At 51.5% G+C, this 22,057-nt stretch carries 22 protein-coding genes; 17 read left to right on the top strand and 5 right to left on the bottom strand.

Annotation, left to right across the window (positions count from 1 at the left end; all coding sequences use genetic code 11):
- Window positions 1–104: 104 nt before the first annotated feature.
- On the bottom strand, window positions 105–2,909 hold the full coding sequence (locus DU000_RS05330; protein ID WP_114402331.1) for an Rne/Rng family ribonuclease: 2,805 nt from the start codon (window positions 2,907–2,909) through the stop codon (window positions 105–107).
- 865 nt (window positions 2,910–3,774) lie between these two features.
- Here DU000_RS05330 and DU000_RS05320 point away from each other — a divergent pair.
- From DU000_RS05320 to DU000_RS05305, 4 genes are read left to right on the top strand one after another with little or no spacing between them, the layout of a single operon-like run.
- On the top strand, window positions 3,775–4,794 hold the full coding sequence (locus DU000_RS05320; protein WP_114402329.1) for an RluA family pseudouridine synthase: 1,020 nt from the start codon (window positions 3,775–3,777) through the stop codon (window positions 4,792–4,794).
- Window positions 4,794–5,471: an HAD-IA family hydrolase gene (locus DU000_RS05315; RefSeq protein ID WP_420812109.1), complete on the top strand. Its 678-nt coding sequence runs from the start codon at window positions 4,794–4,796 to the stop codon at window positions 5,469–5,471. Before DU000_RS05320 ends, DU000_RS05315 begins: the two co-directional genes overlap by 1 nt.
- A gap of 1 nt (window position 5,472) precedes the next feature.
- Window positions 5,473–5,874: a Rieske (2Fe-2S) protein gene (locus tag DU000_RS05310; protein WP_420812108.1), complete on the top strand. Its 402-nt coding sequence runs from the start codon at window positions 5,473–5,475 to the stop codon at window positions 5,872–5,874.
- A gap of 47 nt (window positions 5,875–5,921) precedes the next feature.
- Entirely contained in the window at window positions 5,922–6,920 is a 999-nt protein-coding gene (locus tag DU000_RS05305) for a S49 family peptidase (RefSeq protein WP_114402328.1), read from the top strand.
- A gap of 21 nt (window positions 6,921–6,941) precedes the next feature.
- Here the strand turns inward: DU000_RS05305 and DU000_RS05300 are convergent, their stop codons facing one another.
- Both DU000_RS05300 and DU000_RS05295 read right to left on the bottom strand, forming a co-directional pair.
- Window positions 6,942–7,706 (bottom strand): SAM-dependent methyltransferase, encoded by a 765-nt coding sequence (locus DU000_RS05300; RefSeq protein ID WP_114402327.1) that lies wholly within the window; start codon window positions 7,704–7,706, stop codon window positions 6,942–6,944.
- 13 nt (window positions 7,707–7,719) lie between these two features.
- On the bottom strand, window positions 7,720–8,349 hold the full coding sequence (locus DU000_RS05295) for a Maf family nucleotide pyrophosphatase (protein WP_114402773.1): 630 nt from the start codon (window positions 8,347–8,349) through the stop codon (window positions 7,720–7,722).
- Between the two features lie 258 nt (window positions 8,350–8,607).
- Here DU000_RS05295 and DU000_RS05290 point away from each other — a divergent pair, with 258 nt between their 5' ends.
- The 13 genes from DU000_RS05290 (at window position 8,608) to DU000_RS05225 (ending at window position 20,396) form a co-directional block, all read left to right on the top strand.
- Window positions 8,608–9,531, top strand: coding sequence for a YceD family protein (locus tag DU000_RS05290; protein WP_147266964.1), 924 nt, complete (start codon window positions 8,608–8,610; stop codon window positions 9,529–9,531).
- Between the two features lie 288 nt (window positions 9,532–9,819).
- Window positions 9,820–10,002, top strand: coding sequence for a 50S ribosomal protein L32 (gene rpmF / locus DU000_RS05285; protein WP_114402325.1), 183 nt, complete (start codon window positions 9,820–9,822; stop codon window positions 10,000–10,002).
- A 169-nt stretch (window positions 10,003–10,171) separates the two neighbouring features.
- Window positions 10,172–11,209 (top strand): phosphate acyltransferase PlsX, encoded by a 1,038-nt coding sequence (gene plsX, locus DU000_RS05280; protein WP_338049455.1) that lies wholly within the window; start codon window positions 10,172–10,174, stop codon window positions 11,207–11,209.
- A 41-nt stretch (window positions 11,210–11,250) separates the two neighbouring features.
- Window positions 11,251–12,252 carry a beta-ketoacyl-ACP synthase III gene (locus DU000_RS05275; RefSeq protein ID WP_114402323.1) on the top strand — a complete coding sequence of 334 codons (1,002 nt, stop codon included), beginning with the start codon at window positions 11,251–11,253 and terminating at the stop codon, window positions 12,250–12,252.
- A 23-nt stretch (window positions 12,253–12,275) separates the two neighbouring features.
- A complete protein-coding gene (gene fabD / locus DU000_RS05270) occupies window positions 12,276–13,217 on the top strand; it encodes an ACP S-malonyltransferase (RefSeq protein ID WP_114402322.1) in 942 nt (313 codons plus the stop codon).
- 26 nt (window positions 13,218–13,243) lie between these two features.
- Complete coding sequence (gene fabG / locus DU000_RS05265; RefSeq protein WP_114402321.1) at window positions 13,244–14,020, top strand: 3-oxoacyl-ACP reductase FabG; 777 nt, start codon at window positions 13,244–13,246, stop codon at window positions 14,018–14,020.
- 188 nt (window positions 14,021–14,208) lie between these two features.
- Window positions 14,209–14,448 carry an acyl carrier protein gene (acpP, locus tag DU000_RS05260; protein WP_114402320.1) on the top strand — a complete coding sequence of 80 codons (240 nt, stop codon included), beginning with the start codon at window positions 14,209–14,211 and terminating at the stop codon, window positions 14,446–14,448.
- Window positions 14,449–14,485: 37 nt separating this feature from the next.
- A complete protein-coding gene (gene fabF / locus DU000_RS05255; protein WP_114402319.1) occupies window positions 14,486–15,718 on the top strand; it encodes a beta-ketoacyl-ACP synthase II in 1,233 nt (410 codons plus the stop codon).
- 558 nt (window positions 15,719–16,276) lie between these two features.
- The gene (gene rpoE / locus DU000_RS05245) at window positions 16,277–16,876 is read left to right on the top strand and encodes an RNA polymerase sigma factor RpoE (protein WP_114402317.1); all 600 of its coding nucleotides are present in this window, start codon (window positions 16,277–16,279) and stop codon (window positions 16,874–16,876) included.
- A gap of 8 nt (window positions 16,877–16,884) precedes the next feature.
- Window positions 16,885–17,520 (top strand): RseA family anti-sigma factor, encoded by a 636-nt coding sequence (locus DU000_RS05240; protein WP_114402316.1) that lies wholly within the window; start codon window positions 16,885–16,887, stop codon window positions 17,518–17,520.
- Window positions 17,501–18,511, top strand: coding sequence for a MucB/RseB C-terminal domain-containing protein (locus DU000_RS05235; RefSeq protein ID WP_158529641.1), 1,011 nt, complete (start codon window positions 17,501–17,503; stop codon window positions 18,509–18,511). The genes DU000_RS05240 and DU000_RS05235 overlap by 20 nt, the downstream gene beginning before the upstream one ends.
- 40 nt (window positions 18,512–18,551) lie before the next feature.
- Complete coding sequence (locus DU000_RS05230; RefSeq protein WP_114402314.1) at window positions 18,552–20,135, top strand: DegQ family serine endoprotease; 1,584 nt, start codon at window positions 18,552–18,554, stop codon at window positions 20,133–20,135.
- A complete protein-coding gene (locus tag DU000_RS05225) occupies window positions 20,136–20,396 on the top strand; it encodes a glutaredoxin family protein (RefSeq protein ID WP_114402313.1) in 261 nt (86 codons plus the stop codon). It begins immediately after the preceding gene.
- Here the strand turns inward: DU000_RS05225 and thyA are convergent, their stop codons facing one another.
- The gene (gene thyA / locus DU000_RS05220) at window positions 20,397–21,191 is read right to left on the bottom strand and encodes a thymidylate synthase (RefSeq protein ID WP_114402312.1); all 795 of its coding nucleotides are present in this window, start codon (window positions 21,189–21,191) and stop codon (window positions 20,397–20,399) included. It lies immediately after the preceding gene.
- An 84-nt stretch (window positions 21,192–21,275) separates the two neighbouring features.
- Window positions 21,276–22,034, bottom strand: a complete 759-nt coding sequence (locus DU000_RS05215) for a flagellar brake protein (RefSeq protein ID WP_158529640.1) — start codon at window positions 22,032–22,034, stop codon at window positions 21,276–21,278.
- Window positions 22,035–22,057 lie beyond the last annotated feature (23 nt).

Below are 22,057 nucleotides of genomic sequence, written 5' to 3'. Positions count from 1 at the left end.
AGCTTGTAGACCGTTGTCTTTTCGATGCTGTGTCTAACAACAATAAAAAAGGCGGCAGTGTGACTACTGCCGCCTTGCGGATAACAACAACACTGCCGCGCTGATCAGGCTGCTTGGCGAGTTTCTACCTGAATCAGTGGCCCGTCTGCCAGCGCAATGACAGGGGGCCGCTCACGCCCTAATCGCAGTAGGGGCATGGGGTTAGCCAAGGCTTGTTCGAGTGCCCGTTGCATCTTGTCGGCATCCGTTTGAACCAACTCTAAGCCCGCTGCAGTGAGGATGGGCAGTAATTGATGCAAGGGAAGTGGCGCAGGGTTGATCACGGTGGGCGTCTGCGCGACAGTGACAGTGGGATTGCTCACCGGAAGCGCCAGGTTGCTATCGAGGCTTTCTGTGCTGACTTCAGCAGTGACCACATTCGCTGTGATCGTTACTGGGGAATCATTCACGCTTGCGACGGCCGCATTCACAGGGACTGCCTCGGTAGTCACTATGGCGGTAGCGGGTTGTTCCGCTGGAATCGCACTGGTGTCGTTACTAAGTTCCTCTGTGTTTTGCCGATCTGAGCGGTCGCGCCGGCCATGACGATCGCGCCCGTAACGTCCCCGCCGGCCACGCTCTTGACGTTCCGTGCGTTGACTTTCTGTCGCTGACTCTGCACTTGGGGTTGCCGCTGCAGCGAGCGGATCCGCTGCGCTATTCACCACATCTGCTGAGACCGATGGCGGTGTGGTGGGGTCAAGGGTGGCGTCATTGACAACAACTGCGGCGGCTGGGTCATGGCGCTCTTGACGTTCACGACGACGTTGCCGATCTCGCCCTCGGCCACGCCGGCCTTCCTGTTCCGCTTGGCCTTCATTGGCGGCGACGAGTGTTGCCTCTGGGCCAAGACTAGCCGCTTTTTGATCATCCCGTTCTTCCTGTTGACGTTGGCGGTCGCGACGGCCCTGCTGGCGCTCCTCTGCGTTGCCGCGGCTTTCACGTTGTTCCCGTTTTGGCTGCCGACCTTCTGCATTTTTCTCTAATTTGCTGGCCGCTGCGTCACCTTCCCGCTCTTGGCGTTCTCCCCGTTTGCTTTGCGGATCGCGCCCTTGGCGTTGTGGGCGGTCGCCTTGCGCAGAACGGTCATGGCGGCTGTGGCGCCCTTGGCGGCGGTTCCTTCCCCCTTCAGATTTTTCGCTAGCGGCTACCGGTGCTGGTGTCGGCTCACCCAAGAGCCAAATTTTCAAGCGTTGCCAGAGACTGCCGCTCTGGGTTTTCACGGCTTCGCTGGGGTTAGGTTTCACCGCAACAATTGGTGCAGGTTGATCGGGGGTCACTCCTTTCACAACGGCTTCTTGGCGCGCTGGTTTGTCCTCTGTTTTTTTGCCGTTATAACCTAAATCTGTACTTGGATTGTCGATCCGGTCATAACTCGCTTTGGTGTCTTCTAAGCGTTCATCATCGTGGCGTAGTCGCTCCAAATGATAGTGAGGCGTTTCAAAGTGTTTGTTTGGAATCAGGACAACATTGACTTTTAAGCGCGATTCAATCTTGTAGATTTCGCTGCGTTTCTCGTTGAGCAAGAAACTCGCGACATCAACCGGTACTTGCGCATGAATGGCAGCCGTATTTTCCTTCATCGCCTCTTCTTGAATGATGCGCAAGATATGTAATGCAGACGATTCGGTATCCCGGATAACCCCCGTGCCATTACAGCGAGGACAGGTTGTGTGTGAGCCTTCATTCAGCGCCGGACGCAAGCGCTGGCGGGAGAGTTCCATCAGGCCGAAACGCGAAATCTTACCCATCTGAACACGGGCTCGATCGTAGTGCAACGCATCTTTCAAGCGCTGTTCGACATCGCGCTGGTTTTTGCTCGACTCCATATCAATAAAGTCGATCACAATTAACCCGCCTAAGTCACGCAAACGTAGCTGTCGTGCGACTTCATCTGCTGCTTCCAGGTTAGTCCGCAAGGCAGTTTCTTCGATATCTGCCCCTTTTGTTGAGCGGGCAGAGTTCACATCAACGGCTACCAAGGCTTCCGTATGGTCAATCACAATCGCCCCGCCCGAAGGCAGCGGAACTTGGCGGGAATAAGCGGTTTCGATTTGGTGTTCGATTTGAAAACGCGAGAACAGCGGGACGTCATCACGATAACGCTTAACCCGCTGCACATTGTCGGGCATGACATGCGCCATAAATTGATGGGCTTGCTCATGCACTTCATCGGTATCAATCAGAATCTCACCGATATCGGGCGTGAAGTAATCGCGAATAGCGCGGATTACCAAGGACGATTCTTGATAAATGAGATAGGCACCCGGTTGAATCCGACTGGCATCATCAATCGCACGCCACAATTGCAATAGATAGTTCATATCCCATTGCAGCTCTTGGGCTGTGCGGCCAATCCCCGCAGTGCGGGCAATAATCGACATCCCGTGCGGTACGCTGAGTTGTTCCAGGGTTTCTTTGAGCTCTTGTCGCTCCTCCCCCTCAATTCGGCGCGATACGCCACCCCCACGCGGGTTGTTAGGCATTAACACAAGGTAGCGACCAGCCAGGGAAATAAAGGTGGTTAGAGCGGCGCCTTTATTGCCACGTTCTTCTTTCTCAACTTGGACCAAGAGTTCTTGGCCTTCGCTGAGGACTTCATTGATTTTGGCTCGCCCAATCTCAACCCCGGCTTTGAAGTAGCTGCGTGAGATTTCTTTGAAGGGTAAAAACCCATGGCGTTCTTCACCATAGTTAACGAAACAGGCCTCTAGGCTCGGCTCGATGCGGGTGATGACCCCTTTGTAAATATTGCTTTTACGTTGCTCACGACCGGCTGATTCGATATCAATATCAATTAATTTCTGGCCGTCAACAATAGCGACTCGCAGTTCCTCTGCATGGGTCGCGTTAAATAGCATGCGTTTCATTATCACTCCTTTGTAGCACGCAAGCTGGCATTGCCAGCGAACGTTACCTGGAGTACCGCACGCAAGTAGAAGTCACTGCGACAGCATAGCGCTGCGCGAGAGTGAATTGCCGCTAAGGCCTTTACTGACAATCATTGACGGGGCGAACTCGTGGGAATCAACGGCCCAGCTCGCGCTCAATTGTCTAAAAAACAGTTGAGCGTTGGGGGTTACCCGCTTGGCGGTTTGGCCCATGGCGCTCTCTTGCCCGTTATAACTGTCACTGTCACAAGCCTGTTGCCATATTAAAGTGCAACAGGCTTATAAATTCTCTTTACTTGCGTTGGTCAGCCTCAAGATAAGCGTTACCGATTGCTAGCCGACCATTTGTCGACAATCTGTTTGCAATAGGTTCTCGACAATCGAAGAAAACCACTCATCTTGAACATTTCCGAGGTAACTCTATTTCGACGAGGACCATTGCAACAATCCAACCCTGCTTTTTGGACTGGCATTGTTGATGACCTTCGTCAGCCATGATGAATCTTTGCCACTGCAACATCATTCATGGCCATTCACACTATTTGCCCCTAAGCGCGGGCCTTACAACCCGTTTGGGGGGCGGCTCATGTACAATTCGTCTGCTGGCCTTTTGGGCACCTGTCGCTGTGCCGACAACGAGCATGATGCAATAGTGTTTGTCTTTCGACTGCCATTCACCACTTTTTGTGAACGTACAATCAAATGACATTCGATTATAGCGAGTTATCCTGCATCAAGCGAGGCCTGCTGCCCCTAATTTAGGCTTTTTTATCTTTTTAATCGAATCGCCCCATTCACTGCCATGCCATCTAGCCGTTCTATTGTCCCTTCCTCAGCGAAACGTATGGCGACACCCGAGGGCAAAACGCAGCGGGAACTGATCACAAACAGCGCGTTGCTGCGTGCCGATCAGGTTAATTTTGTTCTTGTTGATGATTCAATCGCGGGCCAACGTATTGATAATTTTTTATGCAAAATATGCAAAGGCGTCCCCAAAAGCCATCTCTATCGGATCGTTCGTAATGGTGAGGTGCGGGTTAATAAGGGCCGTATCAGTGTCGATTACAAACTCGCTCATGGCGATCTCTTACGCATTCCCCCGATGCGCGTCGCACAAGTCAATCAGGGGGGTAAAGAGAGTGCCCCCGCCGCAGACTTTCCTGTTTTGTATGAGGATGAGGCGCTGCTTGTGATTAACAAGCCAGCTGGCGTGGCTGTTCATGGCGGTAGCGGTGTCAGTTTTGGGGTGATTGAGCAACTCCGCGCGGCACGGCCAGAGGCAAAGTTTTTGGAGTTGGTGCACCGTTTAGACCGTGAAACCTCTGGCGTATTACTGGTGGCGAAAAAGCGTGCGGCGCTGGTGGCGCTGCATCGACAGATTCGTGAGGGGCAAATGGATAAGCGCTATATCGCCCTGGTAAAAGGGCGCTGGACGAACCCACGTCAAGCCGTTAAGCAGCCCCTGCATAAATACACCTTGCCGGATGGGGAGCGGCGCGTAAGGGTGCAAGCGGATGGCTTGCCAAGCCACACAATCTTTACGCTGCAAGCACGTTACCAGCATTCCCAGGTGGGCCCGTGTAGCTTGCTCGAAGCCCAGCTATTAACAGGCCGTACGCACCAAATACGGGTGCATTTGCAACATTTAGGTTTTCCGATTGTGGGCGACGATAAGTATGGGGACTATTCTCTCAACAAAGTACTGCAACGGGCAGATGCCATGCCCTCCCTTAAAAGAATGTTCTTGCATGCGGTCCAGCTGAGTCTGCCTCATCCCATTTCAGGCGAGCCGCTCATCTTGCAAGCGCCGTTAGCGCCTACTTGTGATACGTTTCTGCAGCATCTGACTAAGGAGTCTGCCTGATGTCTTCGCTCGGTTCGCTGCCTGTCCAGCAGCGCTATGACCTGATTGTGTTTGATTGGGATGGCACCTTGATGGACTCCACGGCCACGATTACCCGTTGTATTCAAGCGGCATGCGCTGATCTGGGGTTGCCTGTGCCTGATGAGGCGCAAGCCAGCCATGTGATTGGTCTAGGCCTGCAAGATGCCTTGCAACGGGCTGTGCCCACTATCCAACCCGATCAAGTGGGAGCAATGGTGGCGCGCTATCGTCACCATTACTTGAGCCAAGATCAAGCGCTAACCTTGTTTTCTGGGGCTCGCGAGCTTTTAGTTTATTTGAAAGAAATGGGCTTGGCGCTGGCGGTGGCGACCGGGAAATCGCGTGTTGGCCTCAATCGAGCGTTAGACGCGAGTGGCACCCGTCCCTTATTCGATGCGACGCGCTGTGCCGATGAAACCTTTTCCAAACCGCATCCCGCCATGTTATTAGAGTTGTGTGATGAGCTGGGTATGTCGCCAGCGCGGACACTGATGATCGGAGATACCACACACGATTTACAAATGGCACAAAATGCCGGTGCTGCTGCTATTGGGGTGACTTATGGTGCTCATCCTGCTGATGTGTTGGCAACGTGCCCGTCTGTGGCGTTGCTTAATTCAATGGCTGCATTAAGGCAATGGCTCTGCGGGGAGTGAGATGCCCGATATGGCTCAATCTGAAACGCCCTTGTTAGATGCCAGCTGGGTCGAGATAGCGGCTGCCGAGGATGTCCTCGAGGCTGGCCACGGCTGGCGGTTTCCAGTGCAGAGCATATGGGGACCTGGCACCGCATTTATCGTACGGTATGCAGGCAAGGTCTATGGTTATCTGAACCAGTGTGCCCATGTGCCAATTGAACTGGATTGGCAGCCCGGCCAGTTTTTCGATGCTGCTGGACTCTATTTGATCTGCGCTACTCACGGTGCTTGCTATGAGCCTGACACCGGCCACTGCATAGCTGGCCCTTGCCGTGGTAAACAGTTGCATAAAATTGACGTTATCGAGCAGGCCGGCAAAATATACTGGCGACCGAATGAAAAGTTCAAGTTATTGGTTTAGTCCTCTCGTACAATTTGCGGTAAATTGACTCAACTCAGGGTGCCATAATGTGGTGGAAAAATATATTTAACAAGTCGGCGTCACAAGCAAGCCCGGATATTCAGCAACCAGGTTGGGAGCGAAGCGTTTTGGAACGACTTGCCCTTGCCAGTATTCAAGAGCAGCGGCGCGCACGTCGCTGGACAATTTTCTTCAAAGTGGTTGGTTTGCTATACGCAGGGGTCATTATTGCGCTCTTGGCGGGTTGGGAGGGGTTCAGGCATGAGGCCGCAAAAGTGGGCACCCATACCGCACTGGTAAACCTGCAAGGTGAAATCGCGGCAGACAGTAAAGCCAGCGCCGAGAATTTGAACGCAGCGTTGCAATCCGCCTTTGCGGATAGTGGTACCAAAGGCGTCATTTTGCGCTGTAATAGTCCGGGTGGTTCGCCTGTGCAGTCCGATTTGGTGAATGCTGAAATCAAACGTTTGCGTGCTAAATATCCTGCGATACCGCTTTATGTGGTTATTGAAGAAGTGTGTGCATCGGGGGGGTATTTTATTGCCGCAGCAGCAGACAAGATTTTTGTTAATCCTGCTTCGATTGTCGGATCGATTGGTGTTCTCATGGATGGCTATGGGTTTACCGGCGCAATGGAAAAACTAGGGATTGAACGCCGCTTACTAACAGCAGGCGAGAATAAAGCGTTACTCGATCCTTTCTCCCCGGTGAACCCTCAGCAAAAAGAGTTTGTGCAGACGATGTTGAATGATATTCATCAACAGTTCATCAATGCCGTGAAAGCGGGGCGAGGTAAGCGACTGAAAGATAACCCTGATATTTTTTCAGGCTTATTTTGGACCGGGGCCAAATCCATTGAATTAGGATTGGCCGACGCCGTTGGCTCGGTTGAGTCCGTGGCACGTGAGGTCATTAAAGAAGACAAAGTGGTTGATTTTTCCACAGAGGAAAATATCGCCGAGCGTTTGGCAAAGCGCTTTGGGGCAGCAATTGGGCAAGGCGCAGCCAAAACCCTCTTTCCGACTGCTGCTGGCGGACTGCGTTAGCCGCTCGTCTGATCGAAAAGCTTAAGCTAACAAGCAAAATACCGTGGGGCGTCTGTGAATATCTGGCGCCCCTTTTTTGCGCCAAGTGTCGATTGTATGCGTTTGGATGTATTCACTGGCGAGGCTCAGGTCCGTTGCTACCGTCAAGCGGCTATCACCCTGACAATATTTGATAAAACCATCGAATAGCGCCACATTTCGGTAGGGTGTTTCAATAAATACCTGCGTTTGATTTTCTTGTTTGGCGCGTTGTTCAAGTCGCTGGATCTGTCGTTGGCGGTCTGGCTCCTGCTGTGGCACATAGCCATTAAAGGCAAATTGTTGGCCATTGAGTCCTGCAGCCATCAACGCCAGCAAAATGGAACTGGGGCCGATCAATGGCTGAACTGAGATGCCAAGTTCATGAGCGCAAGCGACAACCAGGGCACCAGGATCGGCAATTCCCGGGCAGCCTGCATCGGCCAATAAACCCATGTTATGGCCCGCTTGGGCGGGTGCGAGTAATTCGCGCAAGAGCGCTCGATGTTGGCGGTAGTCCAGCGGTTGCCCATGAATATCTGCTGCCAAGCTACGTGGTAGCTCTTGGATATGTAAAGATTGCAGGGGTTGGCTGAGCGGTAAGGTTTTGAGAAAGGCGCGAGCAGGCTTGGCATTCTCGACAATAAAATACTGACAAGCGGCGACAAGCGCTTGCGTTGCGTTTGGTAGGGTTTGATCCACTGTCGTGTTACCCAGCCAACTGGGGATTAAAAACAGTTTACCGAAAGAAGATAAGGCGTTTGTCATAAGCAAAATGCTTTTAAGCGGGATGAGATTGGGGAAGTGCCAGAGGGTGCAAGGGATAGCCAGCCTCAATAAGTAGTTGGCAGAGGCTGATCAGCGGTAACCCAATGAGCGCACTGGGATCGTCTGCGCGACAATATTCCAATAAGGTAATCCCACGGCATTCAATTTTAGCGCTACCGGCACAATCATAGGGCTGATCGAGATGCAAGTAGGCCGCTAAACTAGCGTCATCTAAGCAACGAAATTTGACATAAGTCTTGCTGTTGACGCTCCGCGCTTGTGCCGGTTGCGTGCGTGTGTCGAGCAGGCATAGCGCGCTGTGAAAACAAGACTCCTGGCCACGTAAGGTTTGCAGCTGTAACATGGCTTGTGCATGGTTTCCTGGCTTTCCCATGGGCTGTTGTTTGAATTCCAGGACTTGATCGCAACCAATAATCAAACTGTTTGGGTGGGCTGTGGCGAGGCTTTCTGCCTTTGCCCGAGCCAAGCGCAGTGCCGTTTCTGCTGGCGCTTCATTTGGCTGGGGTGTTTCGTCAATCCCCGGTTTGGCGACGCTAAATGGTAATCCCAGCGTGCGCAGTTGCTGCTGACGATAAGGAGAGCTTGATCCTAAAATCAAGGGCGGGCGACTGCCAGTTGGCATTGGGTCAGTGGTGCGAGAAGGGTTAGCAAACATAGGCACAAAATGCGGCAAACATGAGGTCAATGAGGCGAGTGGGGGTATTCAGGCTGGTAACAGGGGCTTGCTTGTTGCGAGTATTCAGGGCTCGCTAACGCCCGCAGCCGATCTGGCTACATCAGGCGAAATAGTATAATCGTATCTGCTTGTGGTTATTACCCTCTTATTTCCTATCCGGTGAGGCTTGTTCAGTGCAGCGCTTCATGCTTATTGATTCATTTTGTGCAAACCATCGATCTCTTTCATTCCTTAGCCCAGCTTAAATCGAAACGAGCCAAGCGCGGACGGGCTGTTGTTGGGCATTCTGCCAATTTTGCTGCGCAGGATGATTGCCATGATGAAATCTTGCAGGATAAGCATTTGCACGGCATCCCGTTAAGGGATTGGGTGGGACTGCATTGGCCCCGGTTGGCGGCGGAGCTTGTGGCAAGCCCTCGTAAGGCAACACCAGATTGGGGGACGTTGAGGTGGTCTTTGCGGCTGGCGTTACCTGAGCAGCGTGCTACTGGCGCACATAAGGGCCGACTCAATCCAGTCCTACAAGCGCTACCAACCCTAACGTTGCAACTAGACGGACATTTTTACATGCCTTGTCAGCGTTGTTGTGAGGCTGTTTTGGTTGAGGTAAACATTCCGACCGTCCATACATATTTGGTCTGTGAACCCATGGATAGCCGTGATGAGAGCCTTGAGGCAGCCGCGGAACGCTTGGCGACGGACCCGTTTCTAGGGGCTGAAGTAGAGGTATTGCCCTGTTCACGGCATTTTGATTTGGATGAGTATGTGGAGGAAGCCATCCTGCTGAGTTTGCCAATGCTCCAGTTACATGACGAATGCGATCCTGCGGCCTTGGTATCGTTACAACAGCGACTGGCTCAGGCCAATCGTAACCAGCCTCAGCGTGAGCGGGCGCAAGCTCAGGACAAAGCGGGCAAGCAGGATAAAAAACAGGCGGCCAGCCATAAAATAGCGCAGCTTAATAGGGCCTCCTCGCCGTTGGCCCGTCAGCAGCCTGCGGCGGCGAATCCTCCGTCATCAGTGCAAGGCGCGTCGCCTAAGTCGTCACCGACAAACCCGTTTGCCAGCTTAGCTAAACTAACTACTAAAAAAGCCAAGCAACATCCTGGCTCAGATCAAGGTGAATAGCGATTTACCGTTACTCCTCGTGGATTAACCGCTGTGGTTGAGGCACATTTTCTTGAATCCGATGCTGAAAATGCCTGATTTATTGGCGAATTTATAAGGGTGGAGTTCCAGAGAACAAGAGAATCAGCTATAATCGTGGGGTTTTGCTATTTCAATGCAATGCAATTAACCCAACCAAACCCAGTGGCTTGTGCCGCTATTACCTAATTGTTTCACTGACGCGTTCAGCACGCATGGGCTGTCGGTTTCGCTGACAATCAACCCGCGCCAGTGTTGAAGGAGAAAAAAATGGCTGTTCAACAGAACAAAAAATCCCCGTCCAAGCGCGGTATGCACCGTTCTCACGATTTTCTGACCAATCCTCCCCTCGCGGTTGAGCCTGGCTCTGGCGAAGCACATTTGCGTCACCACATTAGCCCCAATGGTTTTTATCGCGGCAAAAAAGTCCTCAAAACCAAAGCAGAGGCTTAATCTGCTTGAATGAGAGTTCAGGCCAATTGGCTTGTTCTCAGTCGTCTATGACGATTAATACATCAATCCAGCTGCATGCCGAGCAAGGCTGCTCGGCAGTCTCTGGTCTTCATCGCAAGCCCGTCGCTCTGTGGCTGGCTCTCTCACTAACGACTCTGTGGTTTCATCCGTGACATCAGCAGACCGTATTAGCATTGCGATTGATTGCATGGGCGGTGATCACGGCTTGGCCGTGACGATTCCTGCTGCCGTTAATTTGCTACGCACGCATTCCCATGTCTTTGTCCATTTGGTGGGGCAACAAGTGGCGATAGAGCAAAGTTTAAGCCGCTATCGCAATCTTGATCCGACGCGTTTTGCTGTCGTGCATGCAAACGATGTTGTGACCATGGATGACCCCCCCGCACAGGCTTTGCGTGGCAAAAAAGATTCGTCAATGCGAGTCGCAATTAATTTGGTCAAAGAGGGTGTGGCACAGGCTTGTGTCAGCGCAGGTAACACGGGCGCACTGATGGCGATTGCGCGCTTTGTTCTAAAAACCCTGCCGGGTATTGATCGCCCCGCGATCGCCACTGCGATGCCAACGATGCATCATGGCATGTCAACTGTGCTGGATTTGGGTGCGAATGTCGATTGCACTGCCGAACATCTCTTGCAATTTGCCAGTATGGGTTCGGCCTTGGTGTCTGCGCTGCAGGGCAAGATGAATCCTGCGGTTGGATTGTTGAATATTGGCGAAGAAATCATTAAAGGCAATGACACGGTCAAACAGGCTGCGGAATTGCTGCGCCAGAGTAATCTCAATTTTTATGGCAATGTTGAAGGTAACGATATCTACAAAGGGACTGTGGATGTGGTTGTTTGTGACGGTTTTGTCGGCAACATTGCCTTAAAAGCCTCTGAGGGCGTGGCCCAGCTCATGTCTGGGACGATTCGTGACGAGTTCCAGCGTTCCTGGTTTTCGCGGCTATGTGCTGTGTTGGCTTATCCGATTTTGCGGCGAGTGAAGCGGCGCCTTGATCATCGTCGTTATAATGGCGCTAGCTTGCTGGGCCTGCGGGGCGTTGTGATTAAAAGTCATGGTTCTGCCGATGCATTTGCGTTTGAGTGTGCTTTGGTTCGCGCACATGATGCGGTACAAAACGGCCTGCTAGAAAAAATTACTCAAGCGATGGTTCCGCTGTCGGCAGAGGCCGATGCGGCCTAGTTTGTGTGACTGATCCACCCGATGTTTTGATTGACGGAATTATGTCTGCCTCCTCTTCGACTCAGCCTTTGTCGTATGCCCAAATCTTAGGAACGGGGAGTGCGCTGCCTACTCGTGCCGTTACCAATCAACAATTAGCCGATGAGCTCGCAACCCAAGGGGTGATTACTTCTGATGAGTGGATTGTTGAACGCACCGGGATTCGTCAACGTTATTTGGCTAATCCTGATGAAACAACCACTGCCCTTGGTAGCCAGGCTGCGCGGGCTGCTCTCAGCGCAGCTGGTATTGCTGCTAGCGAGATCGATCTGATCATTGTCGCCACCTCAACCCCAGACCAGATCTTCCCGAGCACGGCTTGCTTGATTCAGGCTGAATTGGGGGCGGTGAATGCCGCCGCATTTGATTTGCAAGCTGTATGTAGTGGCTTTGTTTATGCCCTGAGTGCCGCGAATAGTTTTATTCGTGCAGGACAGGCACGGTATGTTTTGGTTATCGGTGCTGAAGTTTTTTCGCGTTTGTTGGATTGGCAAGATCGTACAACCTGCGTGCTATTTGGCGATGGTGCTGGGGCGGTTGTATTAGGCGCTAGTCCTGAGCCTGGTTTGCTTGCGTGTCGTTTACGTGCGGATGGCCGCCAAGCCAAGGTGCTGACCACAGCAGGACGTTTGGCAAAAGGTCAGATCGAAGGACATCCTTTTCTACAGATGGATGGGCAGGCTGTTTTCAAATTGGCCGTCACCGTATTAGACAAGGTTGCGCGAGAGTGCTTGGAGATAGCAGGCATGGAAGCCAAACAAATCGACTGGTTGATCCCGCACCAAGCAAATATTCGAATTTTACAGGCAACCGCCAAAAAACTGGGTTTGGATGAATCGCAACTCGTACTCACTGTCGCTGAACACGGTAATACCTCTGCCGCATCGGTGCCCTTAGCGTTGGACAAAGCGGTGCGCGATGGGCGTATCCAGCGCGGTCAAACCTTGATGCTGCAGGGTGTGGGAGGCGGATTTACCTGGGCTTCAACACTCCTCATTTACTGATTGATATTCTTTTATAGATTGCTATGAAAAAAATTGCCTTTGTTTTTCCCGGTCAAGGGTCGCAGTCGGTTGGCATGCTGGCTGACTTGGCGACTGATTCCGTGGTGGCTCAGACCATCCAGCAAGCTTCTGCGGCCTTAGATCAAGATTTGCTTTCGTTGATGCAGGTAGGACCAGCCGAAGCTCTTAACCTGACAACACATACACAGCCGGTCATGCTGACGGCAGGTTTGGCGTTTTACCGTGCTTGGTGTGCAAGAAATGGGGCAGCACCTGCGATTATGGCTGGCCACAGCCTGGGTGAATATACCGCGTTGGCGGCCGCGAATGCGCTGTCTCTTGAGGATGCCGTGCGACTAGTTCGTTTTCGTGCCCAAGCCATGCAGGAAGCCGTTCCGGTTGGAATGGGAGGGATGGCTGCAATTTTGGGCCTTGATGACGAGGCCGTGACACGGGTTTGCCAAGCGGCAAGCTTAGCAGCAGAAAGTGTAGAGGCAGTGAATTTTAATGCGCCAGCACAAGTTGTGATTGCGGGCCACAAAGCCGCAGTCGATCGTGCTTGTGAACTGGCTAAAGCGCAGGGAGCAAAGCGGGCCTTACCCTTACCGGTTTCTGCGCCTTTCCATTCATCGCTGATGCAGCCAGCCGCAAAAAGACTTGAGGCTTATTTAGCAGAGGTTTCTTTACATTCGCCAACCATCGCTGTTGTTAATAACATTGACGTGGCGATTCAAACTGATCCCGCGCTCATTCGCCAGGCATTAGTGCGACAAGCTGCCGGCCCAGTACGTTGGGTGGAAACGATCCGTTATTTTGCGGCGCAGGGCGTTACGCATGTGATCGAATGTGGCCCTGGAAAAGTATTGACCGGCCTGACCAAACGTATTGAACCGACGTTGACTGCGCTGGCGATTACAGATCAGTCTAGTTTAGAGCAAGCACTGTTAGCAGTGAATGCTGAGTGACGCTATATCAAATCGTGGAGAGCAGGATGCAAAATCTACCAGCACAAGCTTCAACCGCCTTGCCCGTTGCGTTGGTAACGGGAGCCAGTCGTGGGATTGGTCGGGCCATTGCGATACAGCTGGCAAAAGCAGGATATTGGGTGATTGGTACGGCGACTTCGACCAATGGGGCGGCAGCGATCACCGATTACTTGTCGACCAGTGACTCGCTACCAGCAGGCTCGCGCGGACAGGGCGTTGTTCTGGATGTAACGGATGCTGTGGCGACAGAGGCCTTGATTGAAAAAATTCAGCAAGACCATGGTGCGCTCGCCGTGTTGGTGAATAATGCGGGTATTACCAATGACAATCTGGCACTAAGACTCAAAGATGAGGATTGGGATCGGGTGTTGGATACCAACTTGAAGGCGGTATTTCGAGTCTGCCGGGCAGCGATGCGCGGGATGATGAAAGCGCGGACAGGGCGGATCATTAATATTTCATCAGTTGTTGCGAGCAGCGGCAATCCTGGTCAAGCCAACTATTGTGCAGCCAAGGCCGGGTTGGAGGGGATGACCCGTGCGCTCGCGCGTGAATTGGGAAGCCGGCAAATTACCGTTAACTGCATTGCGCCTGGCTTCATTGCAACCGACATGACCAATGTCTTGTCTGAAGCTCAAACCAGCAAGTTAAAAGAGCAAATCCCCCTAGGTCGAATGGGGGAGCCTGACGAGATTGCCGCGGCCGTTGTGTTCCTGGCGGGCGCAGCGGCAAGCTATATCACAGGGCAAGTATTACATGTCAATGGCGGCATGTATATGTAACGGATTGGCTGGAAAAAATCATCAGTTTGACGCTGCATCTCTGATACAATGCGCGCCAATTGTGCGGTAATCAGAAGAGCTTATTTTTCTCTTCATGATCAATAGAGAAAACCTAGATTTTGGGTTTGTTGTTACAACAAAGTGAGCCGTAGTTATTTAATCTCATTTAATTCGTTTTGGAGGAAATTATGGACAATATCGAACAACGCGTTAAAAAAATTGTGGCTGAACAACTCGGCGTGAACGAAGCGGACATCAAGAATGAATCATCCTTTGTGGATGATTTGGGCGCTGACTCCTTGGATACGGTTGAGCTGGTGATGGCATTGGAAGACGAATTCGAATGCGAAATCCCTGACGAAGAAGCAGAAAAAATTACGACTGTCCAATTGGCGATTGACTACATCAATACCAATTTAAAGAAGTAAGCTGTTAATTTATAGATTCTGTCTGTAAGGATTGAGCGTGAGTCGTCGTCGCGTTGTTGTCACTGGCTTAGGGTTAGTGAGTCCTGTGGGGAATACGGTTTCCTCGGCTTGGGAAAATTTACTGGCCGGGCGCACCGGCATTGCCCCTATCACTAAATTTGATGCCAGCAGCTTTTCTACCCGATTTGCGGGTGAAGTCAAGGGTTTCAATGTCGAGGACTATTTGCCCGCTAAAGAGGCGCGGCATATGGATACCTTTATTCACTACGGCATTGCGGCAGGTGTCCAAGCGTGGCAAGACAGTGGCTTGGTCATTTCGGATGCGCTCGCTGAGCGTGCTGGAGTGATCGTAGGCTCGGGCATCGGCGGTTTACCGATGATTGAAGACACCCACGCCGAGTACGCGCAACGTGGACCACGACGGATTTCTCCCTTTTTTGTGCCTGGTTCGATTATCAACATGATTTCGGGCCATCTAAGTATCATGCATGGTCTCAAAGGCCCCAATCTTGCGGTGGTAACAGCTTGTACAACGGGTTTACATGCAATCGGCCTTGCTGCGAGAACAATCGAATATGGTGACGCCGATGTCATGCTGACGGGCGGGGCAGAATCAACCATATCCCCTCTCGGGATTGGCGGTTTTGCGGCTTGCCGTGCGCTGTCACAGCGTAACGATGATCCCGCCACGGCGTCACGGCCCTGGGACAAAGATCGTGATGGGTTTGTGCTTGGTGAAGGTGCTGGCGTCATGGTGCTAGAGGAATATGAGCATGCCAAAGCGCGCGGTGCCAGGATTTATGCTGAGCTATCCGGTTTTGGTATGAGTGCGGACGCGTATCACATGACGGCCCCTAATGTCGACGGCCCCCGCCGAGCCATGGCTAACGCGCTTAAAAATGCGGGTCTTAACCCAGATCAAGTTCAGTTTGTTAATGCCCATGGCACTTCAACTCCTCTAGGCGATGTGAATGAAACCAATGCCATTAAATTGGCCTTTGGTGAGGCTGCTAGCAAATTGGTTGTCAACTCTACCAAATCGATGACAGGGCACTTGCTAGGTGGGGCTGGTGGGCTTGAATCAGTATTCACCGTATTGGCGGTGCATCATCAAGTTTCGCCACCGACAATAAATATTGTCAATCAAGATCCAGAATGCGATTTAGATTATTGTGCTAACACTGCTCGCGAGTTGCGTATTGAGGCGGCAGTAAAAAATAACTTTGGTTTTGGTGGTACCAACGGTTCTTTGGTTTTCCGCCGTATTTGATCAAATCGCTTGATTGCCAGTTGAAACACCACGCACTAGCGTGGTGTTTTGTTATGAGGGCTTATGTTTGCTTGCCAAGTCAGCTTGAAGCGCAGCCATTATTTTTGTTGGGCTCTTGCGCTCGCAGGGGGCTTGTGTCTCATTAGCCTAGCGCTGTTGTGCTACTGGGCTCTGCACGCCAATAAACTTGAAACCGCGCAAACGCTAGTGGTAACGAGCCTGGTTTTTGCTGGGTATGGTTGCGGGCTTGTTGTTTGGCGATTGTTTTGGCAAACGCCCAAAGTTCAAGCGATTTCTTTGGATCATCGGGGCCGATTTTATATACAGTTTGCACAACATGCTACAGTCTGGGATGGGCAAGAAGTGCAAGGAATCTGGCAACTTTGTCCTTGGCTCGTCGTGGTTTATGGGCAGTCTAACCAAGTTTGGTGGCTTTGGTGCGATAGCATGAGTGCGCAGAATTGGCAGAAGCTTCTTGTGTGGCAAGCATGGTGGCGCCGTTACCGTTAAATTTTTCGAACTCTTTATAAGAAAAACTGTCCTACATGAGCATAGTTTATGAGTGAACGCGATATCGACCAGTTGCTGGTAGAGCGTGTACAAGCAGGGGATAAGCAGGCTTTTAATTTGTTGGTGCAGAAATATCAACGCAAATTAGCCCGGCTTCTGGCACGTTTTATTCGCGATCCAGCTGAATTGGAGGATGTCGCACAAGAAGCTTTCATTAAAGCTTATCGTGCTTTGCCGCAGTTTCGGGGTGAAAGTGCTTTCTACACTTGGTTGTATCGCATTGGTATTAACACGGCAAAAAACTATCTGATCAGTCATGGCCGCAAAGTCCAGACTTTTTCAGAACAGATGCAAGAAGAGGAAGACGGCTCAGAAAGTTATTTAGCGGCGCCGGATTTAAATACACCGGAGTCGCAGTTGCAAAGCAAGCAGGTTGGGTTGACCTTGGAGCAAGCAATGGCTGCCCTGCCACCAGATTTAAGGCAGGCGATTACCTTGCGCGAGATTGAGGGCCTGAGTTATGAAGAGATTGCCGTGATGATGGATTGCCCGATTGGGACAGTACGGTCAAGAATTTTTAGGGCGCGTGAAGCGATAGCCGCGAAGTTACGACCCTTGTTAGGAACAAATGCGGAAACGCGGTGGTGAGGTAAATCATGGTGCAAGAGTACATACAACCAGAGTCTGAGACCAGATTAAATGCCCTAACCCCGGCGAACGGAGAAGTGATTTCGGCATTGATCGATGGTGAGTTACCCGAGACTGAGGTCATCAGGTGTTTGAATACATTAACGCGTGATGATCAGGCAGGGCAGGCAGCGCGACAACACTGGCAGGACTATCATGCTGTTAATGCCCTCTTTCAGCAGTCAGATACCTCGTCCTCACCCAGTTTGGGGGATGATTTCTCTCGCAAGTTCGCATTGGCGCTTGACAGCGAGCCTTACCACTTCCCAGTTGCACACGAGGTCACCCAGACTTCATCCGAGGCTGCCAGTCGCCAAACTTGGTGGCGCGTTGCTGCGGCAGCGGCATTCGCTGGTTTGGTGGTGTTACTACCCAATTGGTCGGCAAACCCGCTGACCCAACTAGCAAAAGAGATACTCCCTGCTGCCCCTGAGCGCACTGCGCCGGCTGTGGTGGCTGTATCTCCAACGAGTGCTGCGGTGGAACCGAGTCTAGCGGCATACTTGCAGGCCCATCAGCAAACGTTGGGTTGGTCACGTCTTCATGCTGCCCCTGTGGTGGTCCGTTATGTGGAGGAGCCGATTGATGCGCGGCGTATCCATTAACTCGCTTTACACCTCGCTATGCTTTCTGGCGGTGGCTTGCCTGAGCCTACCACTACTCGCCGCCACGCCCCAGGCACAAGCTCAAGGGGGGGATACGCAATTACTGGCAAGAATTGATAGCGCTGCTCGCAAAATCAATTACAGCGGGCTCTACGTCTTTCAACAGGGTCAGCATGTCCAGTCACTCAGAATTACCCATATGGTAGACAAAGGCCAGACTTGGGAGAAACTCGAAGTACTGGATGGAAAACCGCAGGAAATCGTTCGCCACAACGATGATGTCCAGGTCTACTATCCGCAAACACAAACGATTGTGCAGCAGCGCCGGGTTCAGGGTGACCAGTTCCCCGGCTTGCTAATGGGCGATCACTATGAATGGCAAAACCACTACATCCTTAAGCGTGGTCAAGACGAGCGAGTGGCGGGCCATGACTGTGAATTAATTCACTTAGAACCGCGTGACCATCTTCGCTATGGCCATAAATTATGGGCTGATAAAAAAACGGGGCTCTTATTGAAGGCACAAACGTTGAATGAGCGTGGTGATATTTTGGAGCAAGTCGCTTTTTCAGAGGTGAAAATTCACTTGCCATTTGATCGGCATCGCGTCGCCCCATCCTGGGCCACGCAAAACTGGCGGGTGGAACGCCAAGAGATTCAGCCTCATGCTTGGATCGCAGAGGGCTGGCAATTTCGACAACTGCCACCCGGTTTTCGTAAGCAGGCTGAACTCAAGCGACCTAAAGGCGATAGCAAAGAGGGGCAAGCGAATTTAGGCCAAGTCATTTTTAGTGACGGTCTCACAGCGCTATCGGTGTTTGTCGAGCCTTATAACGAGCAACTACACCAGCAGGAAACCTTGAAAAATTCAGGCGCCGCCCATATTTTGGCAAAACGTGTGGCCAATTTCTGGGTTGTTATTGTCGGTGATGCGCCAGCTGAAACAATTCGTAAATTGGCCGCAGGGATAGAATTCAAAAGCGTAAGATAATTTTGCTTTTGCGATAGTCATCTCTACCTGTGAGGAACCCATGCTGCCAGCCGTTTTTGCGAGTTTAAAGAGTGATGGTCTAGCGACTTACTTCACCAGATTGAATCAGGTAACCCCTGTTCGGCTCTGGCAGCTGGTTTTATTGTGTAGCGGACTCCTTTTTGCGGCTGTACTGGCCAGTACTCGCCTCGCTCACGGCCAAGCGGGCCCTACGGGCAATCCAGCAGTGCAGAACGGCGCAGTGAGTACCCCGCGCGGCTTGCCTGATTTTGCAGATTTAGTCGAAAAGACGAGCCCAGCCGTTGTAAATATTAGAACCTCCGTTAAACAAAAGACTGTTTCTAATGATGAAGAGGGGGCAAATGATCCGGTAGAAGAACTCTTTCGCCGTTTCTTTGGCCCTGGCTTTAATTTACCGCAACAGCCCAATCCCCGTCCCCGAAGCAATCCTCGGCAAGCTCCTCGTGATGGTGAGCAAGTTATTCCACGGGGCAATGGAACCGGATTTATTATCGCGAGTGATGGAGTCATTCTCACCAATCACCATGTGGTTGAGGGAGCGGATGAAATTACGGTCACATTGACAGATAAACGTGAATTTAAGGCTAAGTTAATCGGCTCAGATGAGCGAACAGATGTGGCCGTACTCAAAGTAGAGACGAAGAGTCTGCCAACTTTGTCGATTGGTGATCCCGCTAAAAATCGAGTGGGTGAATGGGTTGTTGCGATTGGCTCCCCGTTTGGTCTAGAAAATACCGTGACGGCAGGGATTATCAGTGCTAAATCTCGGGATACAGGGGGATACTTGCCCTTCATTCAAACCGATGTTGCCGTTAATCCAGGTAACTCTGGTGGGCCATTGATTAATATGCGTGGAGAGGTGATTGGCATCAACTCCCAAATCATCAGCCGCAGTGGGGGGTTCATGGGGATTTCTCTCTCAATCCCGATTGATGAGGCCATGCGTATTGCGGATCAAATTCGCACAACAGGTAAAGTCACGCGTGGTCGTATTGGTGTCCAAATTGAGCCCGTCACGAAAGAAATGGCTGAAGGTCTTGGCCTAAGCAAGAGTCAGGGCGCTTTTGTGGCACGGGTAGAGCCGAATAGTCCAGCAGAAAAAGCCGGGATTCAGAATGGTGACGTGATTCTGAAATTTGCAGATAAATCGATTGAAAAATCGAGTGATTTACCACGTTTGGTGGGCGCTCTGCCTCCTGGTAGTAAAGCAAAGTTGGAAGTTTGGCGTAAAGGAAAAGCCAAGGAGTTGACCATTCAAATTGGTGACAGTGAACCAGCGAAGGTCGCTCAAGCGAGTAAGCCAGAAAAAGCGGTGAGTGCGAGCAATCCACTCGGTATTCGCGCGACGGAGCTGACAGCAGAACAACGACGTGACTTACGCTTGCGCGAAGGTGGCGTGTTGATTGATGCTGTTGAAGACCCCGCGACGCAAGTCGGTTTACGTAAAGGGGATGTGTTACTGCGCATCGACAACAACGACATTAATAATCTGGCCGATTTCGAGCAGCAGCTCAATCGTTTGGATGGGAAGCGTGCGGTTGGGCTATTGGTGATGCGGGGAGATTTGGTGCAATTTGTCCGTATCCGCCCCTTGGTAAAATAAATGTCTCAGCCGCTTACCCTAACACTCTATTCGCGCTCGTACTGCAGCCTCTGTCAGAAAATGCGGGATCAGATCCGTGCGCAGCCGGAGTTTGCCAACTGCGTTTTACATGAAGTCGATATTGACCAAACTCCCGCTTTTCTCGACCGCTATGACGAGTTGGTGCCGGTACTTTGCCATCAAGAAAATGAGCTCTTTCACTACCATTTTTCGGCAGAAAAGTGGCACCAGTTTTTTGCCGAAGCGACGTCAGCCACCTGATCACACCGCCACAGGCGCTTTGATGTGAGGGTGGCTGGTGTAGCCCTCAATCGCAAAATCATTAAACTCATATTCCAGGATTGACGCAGGTTGTCGTTGAATGACCAAGCGGGGTAAGGGATACGGCTCTCGGCTGAGTTGCAGCGCTACTTGCTCCAGGTGATTGGTATACAGATGGCAATCGCCCCCTGTCCAGACAAAATCGCCCACAGCCAGATTGCACTGCTGTGCAACCATATGGGTTAATAGAGCGTAGGATGCAATGTTAAACGGCACACCCAGAAATATATCCGCGCTGCGCTGATAAAGCTGACAAGAGAGCTTGCCCTGCGCGACATAAAACTGAAAAAAAGCATGGCAAGGGGGGAGTTTCATGCGTGGAATGTCGCCTACATTCCAGGCCGACACAATCAAGCGCCGAGAATCCGGGTTGTGTTTGATTTGCTCAATCAACTGTGAAATCTGGTCAATGTGTTTCCCGTCCGGTGTGGGCCAGGAACGCCATTGATACCCATAGATGGGGCCGAGCTCACCTTGCTCATCCGCCCATTCATCCCAAATGCTGACGCCATTTTCTTTCAAGTAGGCGATGTTGGTGGCCCCTTGCAAGAACCAGAGCAATTCATGAATGATTGATCGCAAATGCAGTTTTTTTGTTGTTACCAGCGGAAAACCTGCCGCCAAATCAAAGCGCATCTGATAGCCGAACACCGAGATTGTGCCGGTGCCGGTTCGATCTTCTTTACGAACACCCAGTGCCAGCACATGCCGCATTAAATCGTGATATTGCTGCATTTTTGCCCCAAAAACATCGTTGAACCAGCAAATTGTAGCGTGTTTTGATAGGGGCTAACCGAGTGCAGCTAGGCAGTCTTGCAATTATGTTAAAGCACGTCGGTCACGCTCGGTTTTAATAATGTAGCGCTGCAGTACGGTGACCATTGGGGCAGGTAAGCCAACGAATTGGCACCCAATTTTCTGCAACGGTGTGGGGGAGTCTTTGAGGTCTTCCACATGGCGGATTTCGAGACCCGTCACAACTTCGCCATGATCCGGAATCTGCAGTTTGCAGTTATGGAAGGTCATGCCTTTAATCAACCATACATCTGAGGGGGCGGTGACCATACAAACGCCACCCACACTCAAGTCATGAATCTTGATACTGACCCCGCCATCGGGATGGTCTGGCAAGGGCACGTAGCAGACCAGGGGATCGATTTTGGGTGTTTCAATCCGATAAAAATTACGGCGTTGTAGACGGATGACCGAGTCTGGAAGGCGAATACGGAAGGCAGGCCCTCCCTCAAAACTGGTGGATTCAGCGCGCGTTACCGAGAATTGGATTTTGATGTGGTCGAGAAACGTGACAAAAAGCAATCTGTTGGATTTTAGCAGGCGTTGATTGGTATCTTGGTCAGGGCCAAAATCAAGAATCACTTCTTCAAAATCAGGATTGACAGACAGCACTTGAGAAACAATAAAATCATCGCCTTGGTTAAAGTAAATTGTTACCGGGGTTCGCGTAGCGATCATTTCGCGCAACAGAGAAAGAATCTCAATGCGCGAATAAATTTGATATTTTTCAGTATCTGCCGATTCGCTTTCTGGCGCAGGAAGTGGACGACTTTGATCTTTCATGATGCGTTTCCCGTAGCATGTTT

This window comes from Parvibium lacunae (assembly GCF_003335215.1).
GTDB lineage: Bacteria > Pseudomonadota > Gammaproteobacteria > Burkholderiales > Burkholderiaceae_D > Parvibium > Parvibium lacunae.
The sequence above is the reverse complement of the archived record's forward strand: the minus strand, read 5'-3'. Positions and strand labels throughout refer to the sequence as shown.